The sequence below is a fragment of the Kitasatospora sp. NPDC058444 genome, assembly GCF_042721415.1.
GTDB lineage: Bacteria > Actinomycetota > Actinomycetes > Streptomycetales > Streptomycetaceae > Kitasatospora.
On the sequence record NZ_JBHXLL010000044.1, the window covers coordinates 33,095 to 46,065 of the forward strand.

Annotated in this window: 10 protein-coding genes, 1 tRNA gene and 1 pseudogene; 6 read left to right on the forward strand and 6 right to left on the reverse strand. The window is 72.5% G+C overall.

Annotated features, from left to right (window positions below):
• Positions 1–31: 31 nt before the first annotated feature.
• The 3 genes and pseudogenes from ACFWP2_RS32235 to ACFWP2_RS32245 form a co-directional block, all read left to right on the forward strand.
• A pseudogene (locus ACFWP2_RS32235) lies at positions 32–718 on the forward strand (CGNR zinc finger domain-containing protein); the annotation flags it as partial.
• Positions 719–852: 134 nt separating this feature from the next.
• Positions 853–1,797, forward strand: coding sequence for a metallophosphoesterase (locus ACFWP2_RS32240; protein WP_380458079.1), 945 nt, complete (start codon positions 853–855; stop codon positions 1,795–1,797).
• Positions 1,798–1,897: 100 nt separating this feature from the next.
• A tRNA-Pro gene (locus ACFWP2_RS32245) sits at positions 1,898–1,971 on the forward strand.
• Positions 1,972–2,187: 216 nt separating this feature from the next.
• Here the strand turns inward: ACFWP2_RS32245 and ACFWP2_RS32250 are convergent.
• Positions 2,188–3,288, reverse strand: coding sequence for an MrcB family domain-containing protein (locus tag ACFWP2_RS32250; protein WP_380458081.1), 1,101 nt, complete (start codon positions 3,286–3,288; stop codon positions 2,188–2,190).
• 212 nt (positions 3,289–3,500) lie between these two features.
• Between ACFWP2_RS32250 and ACFWP2_RS32255 the strand changes: the two genes are divergently transcribed.
• From ACFWP2_RS32255 to ACFWP2_RS32265, 3 genes are all read left to right on the forward strand, one after another.
• Complete coding sequence (locus ACFWP2_RS32255) at positions 3,501–4,442, forward strand: YDG/SRA domain-containing protein (RefSeq protein WP_380458083.1); 942 nt, start codon at positions 3,501–3,503, stop codon at positions 4,440–4,442.
• Positions 4,443–4,645: 203 nt separating this feature from the next.
• Positions 4,646–6,547, forward strand: coding sequence for a S9 family peptidase (locus ACFWP2_RS32260; RefSeq protein ID WP_380458085.1), 1,902 nt, complete (start codon positions 4,646–4,648; stop codon positions 6,545–6,547).
• A complete protein-coding gene (locus ACFWP2_RS32265) occupies positions 6,544–7,173 on the forward strand; it encodes a hypothetical protein (RefSeq protein ID WP_380458087.1) in 630 nt (209 codons plus the stop codon). Before ACFWP2_RS32260 ends, ACFWP2_RS32265 begins: the two co-directional genes overlap by 4 nt.
• Positions 7,174–7,181: 8 nt before the next feature.
• On the opposite strand, the gene ACFWP2_RS32270 is transcribed toward ACFWP2_RS32265, so the two are convergent.
• The 5 genes from ACFWP2_RS32270 to ACFWP2_RS32290 form a co-directional block, all read right to left on the reverse strand.
• On the reverse strand, positions 7,182–7,961 hold the full coding sequence (locus ACFWP2_RS32270; protein ID WP_380458089.1) for an SURF1 family protein: 780 nt from the start codon (positions 7,959–7,961) through the stop codon (positions 7,182–7,184).
• A gap of 133 nt (positions 7,962–8,094) precedes the next feature.
• Positions 8,095–9,429 (reverse strand): hypothetical protein, encoded by a 1,335-nt coding sequence (locus ACFWP2_RS32275; RefSeq protein ID WP_380458091.1) that lies wholly within the window; start codon positions 9,427–9,429, stop codon positions 8,095–8,097.
• Positions 9,422–9,967 carry a SigE family RNA polymerase sigma factor gene (locus ACFWP2_RS32280; RefSeq protein ID WP_360347339.1) on the reverse strand — a complete coding sequence of 182 codons (546 nt, stop codon included), beginning with the start codon at positions 9,965–9,967 and terminating at the stop codon, positions 9,422–9,424. Before ACFWP2_RS32280 ends, ACFWP2_RS32275 begins: the two co-directional genes overlap by 8 nt.
• A gap of 290 nt (positions 9,968–10,257) precedes the next feature.
• Positions 10,258–11,436, reverse strand: coding sequence for an aspartate-semialdehyde dehydrogenase (locus ACFWP2_RS32285; RefSeq protein WP_380458099.1), 1,179 nt, complete (start codon positions 11,434–11,436; stop codon positions 10,258–10,260).
• Between the two features lie 118 nt (positions 11,437–11,554).
• On the reverse strand, positions 11,555–12,835 hold the full coding sequence (locus tag ACFWP2_RS32290; protein ID WP_380458101.1) for an aspartate kinase: 1,281 nt from the start codon (positions 12,833–12,835) through the stop codon (positions 11,555–11,557).
• Positions 12,836–12,971 lie beyond the last annotated feature (136 nt).

Here is a 12,971-nt window from a genome sequence, read left to right on the forward strand (position 1 = left end):
CTATCCTGGGCCGCATGACCGACTGGGCCGCATGACCGACGGAGACGCCCCGTCGCCCCGGCGCCCCGGGACCACAGCCGTCCCGGCTGCCCCTGTTCCGGCTGTCCCTGTCCCGGCCGGCCGGGACACCCCGCCGGGGCTGGTCCTCACCACCCCCGGGGGCAGTCGCTTCCACTTCGACCCCGGCGCCCTCTGCCTGGAACTGCTCACCACCGGCGGCCCCGGCCCGTACGCCCGGTACGAGGTGCTGCACCGGCCCGCCGACCTCGCCGCCTGGCTCCCGCCCTCCCGGCTGCGGCTGCCCGCCGACGCCGTACGGATCTCCCCCGCCGAGCTCGCCGCCACCCGCACCCTGCGCGACGCCCTGTGGCGCCTGGCCGCCGCCCGCGCCCACGGCCTCCCCGGCGAGCCCGAGGACTACGCCGCCCTCAACCGGGCCGCCGAGCACCCGCCCCTGGTCCCCCGAATCGCCCCGGACGGCACCGCGGCCGCCCCACCGCCCGCCGACGGGGCGCAGCTGGCCTCCACCCTCGCCCGGGACGCCATCGCCCTGCTCACCGGCCCCTCCGCGGACCGGGTCCGGGAGTGCGGCGCCCACGACTGCCGGCTGATCTTCGTCGACACCTCGCGGCCCGGCCGACGGCGCTGGTGCTCGATGGAACGCTGCGGCAACCGCCACAAGGTCCGCGCCCTGCGGGCCCGCCGGGAGTCCGAGGAGGCGCCGCCGGCCGCCGGCCTCCCCGTCGCCCTCGACCCCGTCCGCGCCCCCGCCCTCCCCTGCGCTCTCCCCTCCGCTCTCCCCGCCGACTCCGGGCGTGCGCCGGCTGATCCACCGTCTGAGAGCATGGGCTGATGCGACCGCTGTACTCCGTTCCCCTCGGCGTCACCGCCGTGGGCGCCGCCTGTCTCGCCTACTCCGTCGGGTACGAGGTCCGGGCCTTCCGCCTCCGCCGGATCGAGGTCCCCGTCCTCCCCCGCGGCGCCCGCCCGATCCGGGTCCTCCAGGTGTCCGACATCCACATGGTGAGCGGGCAGGGCAAGAAGCAGCGCTGGCTGAAGAGCCTGGCCGGCCTGCGCCCCGACCTGGTGGTCAACACCGGCGACAACCTCTCCGACCCGCTCGGCGTCCCGGCCACCCTCGACGCGCTCGGGCCGCTCATGGAGTTCCCCGGCGTCTACGTCTTCGGCTCCAACGACTACTACGGCCCGGCCCGCAAGAACCCGGCGCGCTACCTCCAGGCCATGCGCAGCGGCGCCCACGGCCTGAACAACGCCGACGGCACCGGCCGCCGCGGCATCACCGGCGCCGTCCACAACCCGTGGGAGAAGCTCCGCGACGGCTTCGACGGGGCCGGCTGGCTCGACCTCACCAACACCCGCGGCCGGCTCACCGTGAACGGGCTCGACCTGGAGTTCACCGGGCTCGACGACCCCCACATCCGCCGCGACCGCTACCGCGACGTCGCCGGCGGCCCCTCCGCCGACGCCGACCTCTCCCTCGCCGTCGTCCACGCCCCCTACCTGCGCGTCCTCGACGCCTTCACCGCCGACCGCTACCCGCTGATCCTGGCCGGCCACACCCACGGCGGCCAGCTCTGCATCCCCTTCTACGGCGCCCTGGTCACCAACTGCGACATCGACACCCGCCGGGTCAAGGGCCTCTCCACCCACGCCGCCGGCGGCCACCGCTCCTACCTCCACGTCTCGGCCGGCTGCGGCACCAACCGCTACACCCCCGTCCGCTTCGCCTGCCCGCCCGAGGCCACCCTCCTCACCCTCGTCCCGGCCCCCCGATGACCCCCGCCGGACGCCCGCCCGAAACCGGATTTCGTGTCTCGGCGAGCGTCCGGTAGAGTTCTACTCGTCGCGAAGGAGACGGAGCGACAAACAGAAAGACCGGGGTGTGGCGCAGCTTGGTAGCGCGCTTCGTTCGGGACGAAGAGGCCGTGGGTTCAAATCCCGCCACCCCGACCCAGCACAGAGGGCCTGCCGGAGAAATCCGGCAGGCCCTCTGTCGTTGTACGTGACTACCGATCACAGGCCAAGCCCGATCCGAAGGAGAAAGTCACACGAGCGTGGCGCAGCTCACATGGCACCTCGGTGTCGGACTGGGCCCGGCGCAGTGGGCTCCCCGGACTGGGTTCGCCACTCACTCGACGATCTTGTGGGTTCGGGGATGGGCAGTGCCTAGGCGCCTGCTACCGCCGGTTCGGCCAATCCCGCGGCAACTGCGCTGGGCGATCCCGACCATCCAGTTGCAGAACGCCAGACGGAAGCGATGCCGTGGTGTTCCAGAAGCCGGACATAGACATCGCCGATCCCCTCGGTGAAGAGGGCTACCTGTGCTGGCTGCTCCTTGGGCGGGTAGAGCAGGAAGGAGTACGTCGCCAACTGCCCAAGTGCTTCTCGCACTGCATGCGTGGCATTCCCCTGCCGCACGACCTTGGCTTCGATCAACCAGTGCGCGGACTCATGGCGTGCCACGATGTCCCTCGGATGCACGTTCGTTCCCACCTCGAATCCGTTGGCGTGGAGGTGAGTTCCGTAGTCCCGGACTAGGGTTTCGTGCTTCCTGGTCTTCACTATCCTGCGGCTCTCAATGGTCTGTACGTACTCTTCGTCACTCTTGGGTGCGAAGTGGAGCAGTCCGTCCTTGTTCTGCTCATGAAGCCACGTGCCCTCAGCCCGAACCGTGTAGATGACGTCGCGCGTCGTCTGCCGCAGGTACTCCCGGATGGCCAGGGCATCTTGGTAGAGCGCAATGAACCTCCGGAGGTCAGCACACAGCACGCCTTCGTCGGGAAGATCGTCAACCCTGTAGGTACGGGCGAAGACGTTCCCGCACTCGTACGACTGGGGCAGCCCCGGCCGGCCACCGAGATCAATACTGGCGTCCAAGTCCTGGCAGTCCTCGGCGGACAACGCTCCACGAATGGCGCCCGCTTCCGCCTCAAGCTTGCGATTCGCCTCCGCGGATCCGTACTTCTCGCGAAGTTCAGTGACACCGTGGTTCAGACTGAGCGACACCGTCTCCATGTTCTCGGCGAAGAGGTACACCACGTACATGCCGTGCCGAGCCGTGACGGTTTCGTCCGGGTCGAAGAACGCGACCCACGGGCAGGCGGCAGCCGTACCAGTCCCCGCACTCCCCTTGATGATGTATTCGCCCTGCACACAGCTGGCGAAGTGGGACGGCGCGTCCCGGAGGAGACGCGCCGTTGGTGTGCCAGTGCCCTGAAGGCGGTCGTAGGTGGTACCAACCTCATGCAAGAAGCTTCGAAGCGTCATGGAGGGCATGGTAGGCCGAGTCCCCGACATCGACGCCGCATTCGTTCTCCAACTGGATCCAACCACTGGACAGTTCGCCTGATGGCTTCGTCCCGGCAGCCGGCACTACAGAACTTGGAACCGTGCGGTGAGTGTGAGCGTTTGCGCTACGAAACCCAGCCCCTAATGCATCGATGAGTCCATCGATCCTCTGACGTCGAGAGGTCCGAGCCTTGCAGGAAGAAGTCCTCACCACCGCACCCATCGACTTCGACGGCTTCGGAGGGGTCCCGGGGATAGAAGTCGGGCGTTCCTTCGCCAGCCGACGGGACCTGGCAGCCGCCAAGGTGCACCGGCCTTTGCAGGCCGGTATCTGTGGCACGGCAGAGCTCGGGGCCGAGTCCATCGTCGTCTCCGGAGGTTACGAGGACGACGAGGACCACGGCGACGTCATCGTCTACACCGGGCAGGGCGGACGCGATCCGGAAACGCATCGACAGGTGCGGGACCAAGAGCTCACCCTTGGCAACGCCGCCCTGGTCACCAGCCAGACCATCGACTCACCGGTACGCGTGATCCGTGCAGTGCGCCACAGCTCCAAGCGCTCCGCCAACCCCAGTTACCGCTATGACGGGCTCTTCCGGGTCGAAGACTCTTGGCACGACATCGGTCGATCCGGATTCCGGATCTGGCGCTACCGCCTCGTGAGTCTCTCCGGCTACGTGCCGGCCCACCAGGAGCCGATACTGCAGGAACCGGCCGGTCGCAACACCCCCACACGGCTCGAAGCCAAGGTCAAGCGGATAGTTCGCAGCATCCAGGTGGCGAACTTCGTGAAGCGGGCGCACGACTTCGCCTGCCAGGTATGCGGAGAGCGGCTTCGCACACCTACGGGCGCCTACGCAGAAGCAGCTCACATCCGAGGGCTGGGGCAGCCGCACAACGGGCCTGATGTCGCTGGCAATGTGCTCTGCCTGTGCCCCAACCACCACACGCTGTTCGACTTCGGCACGCTGGCGATCTCGGAAGAGCTGACCATCACTGACCGCGCCACGGGCACGGAGATCGGGAAGCTGCGCGAGGCACCCGGCCATCAAGTGGACCGGGCTCACCTGGCCTACCACCGGGATCACTACTCCGAGGGTTGGAAGCACTCTCCGGACACCAACCAGTAGCGAATGCTCTGAGGGCCCTGCCGAGATCTTCGGCAGGGCCCTCGACGTGTCCTGGGGCGGAACAGAAAGTGGCGGGGAGGTCGGTGCGGGCGCGGCCTCGGCACGCGGGCCGGGGCCGCACGCGCCGAGTGGCGGGCCGGGCGGGTGGCCCGAAGGCCGCCCGGCCGTTCCCTTCCGTCCCCCCGATCGGGTTGGATGGTCGGATGAGCGAGGAGAAGAGCGCCGTACCGGCGTGGGAGCAGCGGTTCAGGGCGGCCCGGGTGTCCCTGCCCGACTGGGCCGAGGACGCCCCCGACCGGGCGCTGTACGTGTCCAACGCGACCGGCACCTACGAGGTCTACGCCTGGGACCGCGCCACCGGCGCCCACCGTCAGGTGACCGACCGTCCGAACGGCACCACCGACGCCGAGCTGTCCCCCGACGGCGACTGGGTCTGGTGGTTCGACGACCACGACGGTGACGAGTTCGGCGTCTGGCGCCGCCAGCCGTTCGCGGGCGGCCCCGACGAGGAGGCCGTGCCCGGCCTCGCCGCCTCCTACTCGGCCGGCCTGGCCCTCGGCCGCGACGGCACGGTGGTCGTCGGCCGCTCCACCGACGAGGACGGCACCACCCTGCACCTGCGCCGCCCCGGCAGCGCCGAGCCGGTCGAGATCTACCGGCACGAGGAGTACGGCGGCGTCGGCGACCTCAGCCACGACAGCACGCTGCTCGCCATCGACCACACCGAGCACGGCGACGCGATGCACTCCGCGATCCGGGTCGTCCGCATCACCGCGGACGGCGGCGTCGAGACCGTCGCCGAGCTGGACGAGGCCACCGGCCGGGAGGAGCCGCGCGGCGTCGCCTGCCTGGGCTTCGCCCCGGTCGAGGGCGACACCCGGCTGCTGGTCGCCCACCAGCGCACCGGCCGCTGGGAGCCGATGATCTGGGACGTCGCCACGGGTGTCGAGACCGCCCTCCCGCTGCGCGACGAGCAGGGCCGCGAACTGCCCGGCGACGTCTCCGCGCAGTGGCGCCCCGGCGCCGGTGAGCTGCTGGTGGAGCACGAGTACGAGGCGCGCAGCGAGCTGTTCTCGTACGGGCTCGCCGACGGCCGGCTGACCCGCCTGGACACCCCGCGCGGCACCGTCGGCGGCGCCACCGCCCGTCCGGACGGCACCGTCGAGTACCTGTGGTCCTCCGCCGCCGAGCCGTCCGCCGTCCGCTCCACCGCCGGTTCGGTCGTGCTGCGGGCGCCCGGCCCGGTGCCGCCCGGTTCGGTGCCGGTCGAGGACGTCTGGGTGGACGGGCCCGGCGGCCGGGTGCACGCCCTGGTGCAGCGGCCCACGAAGGCCGCGCAGGGCCCGTACCCGACCGTGTTCGAGATCCACGGCGGCCCGACCTACCACGACAGCGACTCCTTCGCCGCCGGTCCGGCCGCCTGGCTGGACCACGGCTTCGCGGTGGTCCGGGTCAACTACCGCGGCTCGACCGGCTACGGCCAGGCCTGGACGGACGCGCTGCACGAGCGGGTCGGCCTGATCGAGCTGGAGGACATCGCGGCGGTCCGCGCCTGGGCCGTCGACAGCGGCCTCGCCGACCCGGACCGACTGGTGCTCACCGGCGGCAGCTGGGGCGGCTACCTGACCCTGCTCGGTCTCGGCGTCCAGCCCCACAGCTGGGCCCTCGGCGTCGCCGCCGTGCCGGTCGCGGACTACCACACCGCGTACGCCGACGAGATGGAGGCGCTCAAGTCGCTGGACCGCACGCTCTTCGGCGGCACCCCGGAGGAGGTGCCGGAGCGCTTCACCGCCTCCTCGCCGCTGACCTACGTCGAGAAGGTGCGGGTGCCGGTGTACATCAGCGCCGGGGTCAACGACCCGCGCTGCCCGATCCGGCAGATCGACAACTACGTCGAGCGGCTGGAGCAGCTGGGCAAGCCGCACGAGGTGTACCGCTACGACGCCGGGCACGGGTCGCTGGTGGTGGAGGAGCGGATCAAGCAGCTGCGGCTGGAGATCGACTTCGTCCGGCGACACCTGGGCACGGACGAGCGCGGCGCGGCCGGGCGCGACGCGGACGGGCCCGGCACGGACGGGCACGGCGCGGCCGGAGGAGCCGCGTGAGACGTCTGCTGATGGTCGCGGGGGCGGCGGTGGCCGGGGCCCTGGTGCTCAGCGGCTGCTCGGGCTCGCAGCGGGACATCGCCTCCTGCCCGCCCCCGACCGGCCCGCCGGTGCCGAGCTCCTCGGCCGTCGCGCCCACGCCGGTCGCTCCGACCGCCACGGCGCCGCCGTCGGCCACCCCGCCCGCCGCACCGCCTGCCGCACCACGCGCCACGGCGACCAAGGCGAGCGCACCGGACGCGGGAAGGGCGAGCGGGACCGCCGGCACGGCCGTCCTGGCGGCGGTGTACGAGTCGACCGACCCGGACGGCACGGTCGCACTCGCCAAGGGTTCGAAGGGGTCCAGCGGCTCGAAGGGTTCCAAGGGCTCGAAGACCGGTCGCACCGTGCACCACCACATCGACCACTACGACTCCGACGACGACCACAACGGCAGCGGCAACGGCAGCGGCAAGAACAACAGCCACTGCCACAGCGACCCGACGCCGCTGCCCACCGCCTCGTCGTCGCCGACCCAGCCACCGTTCCCGACGCCGACACCGGCGGCACCGGCACCAGCGGCACCGACGGCGCCCCCGCCGGCGGTCAAGCCGACCCCGGCGCCGGCCCTGCCGACCAAGCGCTGAGGGCGGGTTCAGTCCAGGACCGGGTCCAGCCCGAGGGCCCGGTCCTGCTCCGCCTCCGCCTCGCGGCGCACCAGGCGGAACCACATGAAGACCACGAACCCGCCGAAGACGAACCACTCCAGGGTGTAGCCCAGGTTCTGGAACGCGCGCAGGGTGAGCCCGTCCCCGCCCTGCGGCTGCACGGTCGGCACGGAGGCCAGCCCGGCGGGCGCGTCGTCGACGGCCACCCAGCCGTCGTACCAGCCGTCGTACTCCAGCACGTTCAGCAGCGACGCCCGGTTGATCATGCCGAGCTGCCCGGCGGGCAGACCTCCCGCCACCGCGCCGTTGCTGCCCACGGCCTCGTTGGCCTGCAGGCGCCCGGTCACCGTCACCTGTCCGCCCGGCGGCGGCACGGCGGCGGCCGGGTCCCCGGCGGCCCAGCCGCGCACCACGGCGACGGCGTGTCCGTCGGCGGTGCGCAGCGGGGTGAGCACGTAGTAGCCCTGCTTGCCGTCCACCACCCGGTTGGGGACGAGGAGTTGGTGCTCGGCGTCATAGCTGCCGGTCACCGTGACGGCCTTGCCGACGGTCTCCGTGCTCACCTGCGGCGTCGCCTGGTTGAGCAGCGCGTCGATCGGCCGGGCGTCACTCGAAGCGGTGACCGCCTGCTTGATCTCCTGGTGCGTGGACACCCGGTCCTCGAACCGGCCGAGCTGCCAGGAGCCCAGGAACAGGCAGACCGCCACGGCCGCCACGGCCACGACGGTGCCGCCGAGCCAGCGCGGAGTCAGGAGGAACCGGTACACACCCCCACGGTAACCACTCCTCACACCCGCCCGGCCCCCGGGCCCCGAACCCGGCGGCCACCAGCCCGTCCACCGGCCCGTCCGCCTGCTCGTCCGCCGGTGCCCGTGGCCGGCTCTTCGCCGCTGCCCGCGGTCACCCCGCCGTCGGCGATCCCGACGGCTGCGGCGCCGGGCCGCCCGGGCCCTCGACGCCGCCGCGGTAGACGGTGCCGCCGCACGCCACGGGCAGGGTCGCCGTGGCGGCCGCCGGACTGCCGGGCGCGGGGGTGTGGGCGATGGTCACGGTCGACGGCGCCGCGGTCGGGCCGCCGGTCGGGGTCGCGGTCGGACTGGGAGCCGTGGTGGGGCCCGCCGACGGGGACGAGGAGGCCGGCGGGTTGGCGCTGGGCTCACCGGCGGGGACGGACGCCGGGGCACCGGGCTCGACGGCCGGGGCGTCCGAGCGCAGGGCCGCCTGGTTGACGCCGTTCGACGGGGTGGTCAGGCTGCCGGAGCCGGTACAGGTCCGGTCGGGGACCCACGCGAACGGCACCCGGTACGCGGCCCGCGGCGCGAGCACCGGCGGCTCCCCGTCCATCGCGGGCAGGCCGGCCGCCGGATCGCCCGGCACGTGGTCGGCGGTGCGGATGCGGCCGCGGTCGCCGCCGCTGACGGCGGTGACCGCCACCGAGCCCGGCCCGCCGAGCCGGCAGCTGCGCGCGGAGACGTTGTAGACGGTGAACGAGCCGTAGATCCGCCCGTCGCCGTCGGCCGCGCCGATCTGCGCGACGCCGTCGCCGAGGTCCGTCCGGGTGCAGAGCGGGACGATGCCGCCGTCGCCGGCCCCGGAGGTCCCGGTGGGCGCGAGGCCGCCGTCGGTGTGCGTCAGCCCGCCGCCGGGGGTGTGCGGGGCCGTGGCCGTACCGCTGGACGGGATGGCCGAGCCGGTACCGCCTGAATCCGCCTGCGAGACCGCGCCGGTGCCGCCGGCGGTACCCGCACCACCGCTGGGGGACGCGGCCGCCGGGCTCTTGGCGTCGGCCGAGCCGGGACCGCCGGAGAGCCCGAGGTGCTCCCCCTCGTGCAGGACGGGCAGGCCGATCGCGACGACGAAGGCGAGTGCGGCCGCTCCGGTCCAGGCACCGCGCCGGGCGGCCCGGCGGCGGGGCACGGCCCGCCGGATCCGCGGCAGCCCGCCGACCGCGGGCTGGATGCCGGAGACGGCGCCGTGCAGCAGCTCGCGCAGCGCGCGTTCCTCGGCGGACAGGTCCAGGAGCTCCGGGACCTCACCCGCGGGGCCGTTCGCACCGGCCTGCCCGGCTGCCTTCGAACGTGGCGCCTTCGGGCCGGGCAGGTTCGGACCGGGCGCCTCAGGGCCGGGCGCGTGCGTCTCGGGCGTTTCAGGCGTCCCGGGCGGCGGTTCAGGCGTCCCGGGCGTTCCAGGCGTCCCGCCGACCGGCCGCCGACGGCCTTCGTCCGCCTCAGCCATGTCCGGCCTCCATCTGGACGCGGAGGGCGGCGAGCCCACGGGACCCGTAGGCCTTCACCGAGCCGAGCGAGATGCCCAGGGTCTCGGCGACCTGCGCCTCCGTCATGTCCACGAAGTAACGCAGCACCAGAACCTCCCGCTGACGGCGTTGCAGACCACGCAGCGCGGCCTTCAACTGGTCGCGCTCCAGGGCATCGTAGGCACCTTCTTCTGCACTGGCCATGTCAGGCATGGGCTTCGGCAGCAGTCGCAGCCCGAGGATGCGGCGGCGCAGCGTGGAGCGGGACAGGTTGACGACCGTCTGCCGCAGGTAGGCGAGGGTCTTCTCGGGCTCGCGCACCCGGCGCCGGGCGGCGTGCACCCGGATGAACGCCTCCTGGACGACGTCCTCGCAGGTCGAGAGGTCGTCCAGGAGCAGCGCCGCGAGCCGCAGCAGGGAGCGGTAGTGCGCCTGGTAGGTCTCGGTGAGCAGGTCCTCGCTGGTACCCGCGTCGGTACCGGCGCCGGAGTCCGCCGCACCGTGTGCGGCCGCCGTCATCTGGTCTTCTTCCGGCCTACTCGCAGGCCACGGGGCGCGCGACGGGAAGGACACAGCGGCTCTCGCCGGGATGCCCGCCCTTGCCCCCACCATCACGTTCGCCACGCACGTTGGACACTCGATCCCCTGTCATGGTTGCCCGGCCGGGGCCCATTCTTCCGCATCGGCGGAAGAGGCCTCCAGGGGATTCCCACGGGATTCCGGACGGATTGTGTCGAGGAGCGGACACAGGTGTGGACATACCTGTGGACACAGCGGGCACTTCGGAACGCGCGAGGGCCCCCGAAGCCCTACTCCTCGGGCTCCCGCTGCTCCGACACATCCGACGACACATCCGACGGCGCGTCCGACGGCGCGTCCGACTCTGCGACCGACGACACACCCGACGGCGCGTCCGACGCCGCGTCCGTCGGCTCACCCGCCGTCAGCTCCGCCGCCACCAACTCGGCCAGCTGCACCAGGTTGAGCGCCGCCCCCTTGCGCAGGTTGTCCCCGCACAGGAAGAGGTCCAGCGCGTCCGGCTCGTCCAGCGCCCGCCGAACCCTCCCGACCCAGACCGGGTCCGTCCCGACCACGTCGTTCGGCGTGGGGAACTCGCCCGCCGCCGGGTCGTCGTAGAGCACCACGCCGGGCGCGTCCCGCAGGATGTCCTGCGCGTGCTCCTGGGTGACCTCGCGTTCGAAGCGCGCGTGCACGGCCAGCGCGTGGGTGCGGACGACCGGGATGTGGACGCAGGTCGCCGAGACCTTCAGGGCGGGCAGGCCGAGGACCTTGCGGGACTCGTCGCGGATGCCCATCTCCTCGGCGGACCAGCCGCCCTCGCGCAGCCCGCCGGTCCAGGGCACCGCGTTGAGCGCGAGCGGGGCGGCGAACGGCCCCTGATCGATGATCAGCGCGCGCAGGTCACCGGTCTGCCGGCCGACGGCGGTACCCGCCACCAGCCCGGTCTGCGCGCGCAGCGCCGCCTCGCCGGCGCGGCCCTCGCCGTCGGCGGCCTGGTAGGAGGCGACCACGAGCTGCGCCAGCCCGTACTCGGCGTGCAGCGCACCGACCGCGGCGATCATCGCGAGGGTGGTGCCGGCCGGGCTGGCGACGATGCCGCGCGGGCGGATCCGCAGCGCGGCCGCGTTGACCTCGGGGACGACCAGCGGCACGTCCTCGGCGGTGCGGAAGACGGTCGAGTCGTCGATCACCACGACGCCCTTGGCCGCCGCGATCGGCGCCCACTGCGCCGCGACCGGGTCGGGGACGGCGAACACCGCCACGTCGACGCCCGCGAAGGCCTCCTCGGCCAGCGGGACGACCTCGGCGGTCTCCCCGCGCACCACCGCCTTGCGGCCGGCCGAGCGCGGGGAGGCGACGAGTCGGATCTCGCCCCAGACGTCCTGGCGGAGGGAGAGCAGCCCGAGCAGCACCTCGCCGACCGCGCCGGTGGCGCCGACGACGGCGAGGTTCGGGCGCCGGGTCATCGCCCGGCACCCCGGAAGGACCCGGTGCCCCGGTTCGCCCCGCTGACCCGGTTCGACCCGGCGTCCCCGCGGAGCCAGGCGTCCCGGTTCGGCCCGGCGCCCCCGCTCCGCGTGCGGGTCATCGCCCGGTGCCGCCGTAGACGACGGCCTCGTCGCTCTCGCTGTCCAGGCCGAAGGCCGTGTGCACGGCGCGGACCGCCTCCGGCACGTCGTCGGCGCGGGTGACCACCGAGATGCGGATCTCCGAGGTGGAGATCAGCTCGATGTTGACGCCCGCGGCGGACAGCGCCTCGAAGAAGGTCGCCGTGACGCCCGGGTTGGAGCGCATGCCGGCGCCGACCAGCGAGATCTTGCCGATCGCGTCGTCGTAGCGCAGCGACTCGTAGCCGATGCCGTCCTTGACCCGTCCCAGCGCGTCGATGGCCTTCTGGCCCTCGGTCTTGGGCAGGGTGAAGGAGATGTCGGTCAGGCCGGTCGACGCGGCGGAGACGTTCTGCACCACCATGTCGATGTTGACCTCGGCGTCGGCGATGGCGCGGAAGATGCGCGCCGCCTCACCGGGCTTGTCGGGCACGCCGACGACGGTGACCTTGGCCTCGGAGGTGTCGTGGGCGACTCCGGAGATGATGGCCTGCTCCATCTCGCCCCCTTCGGGCTTGTTCGGGTTGTCGTTGCTGACGATCGTCCCGGGAAGACCCGAGAAGGACGAGCGTACGTGAATCGGGATGTTGTAGCGACGGGCGTACTCGACGCACCGGTCGAGCAGCACCTTGGAACCCGACGAGGCCAGCTCCAGCATGTCCTCGTAGGCGATCCAGTCGATCTTGCGGGCCTTCTTCACCACGCGCGGGTCGGCGGTGAACACGCCGTCCACGTCGGTGTAGATCTCGCAGACCTCGGCCTTGAGCGCGGCGGCGAGCGCCACGGCGGTGGTGTCCGAGCCGCCCCGGCCCAGCGTGGTGATGTCCTTGCTGGTCTGGGAGACGCCCTGGAAGCCGGCCACGATCGCGATGTTGCCCTCGTCCAGGGCGGTGCGGATGCGGCCGGGCGTCACGTCGATGATGCGCGCCTTGTTGTGGACGGAGTCGGTGATCACACCGGCCTGGCTGCCCGTGAAGGACTGCGCCTCGTGCCCCAGGGATTTGATCGCCATGGCCAGCAGCGCCATGGAGATGCGCTCTCCCGCGGTCAGCAGCATGTCGAACTCACGGCCGGCAGGCAGCGGCGACACCTGCTCCGCGAGTTCGATGAGCTCGTCCGTCGTGTCGCCCATCGCGGACACCACGACGACGACCTCATGGCCGGCCTTCTTGGCGTCAACGATTCGGCGGGCCACGCGCTTGATGCCTTCGGCATCGGCAACGGATGAGCCGCCGTACTTCTGCACGACAAGGCCCACGTGCGCTCCTCGACTCGAAGTCTTTTCCGGGGGCTACGGGCCCCCGTACCCCCCTGGGAAGAGGGGGGTGCGGTCGTCGTCAGTCTACCGAGCAGGGGTGCTCCGACCGGCGCTTTCCATATGGTGAGACGGTAGT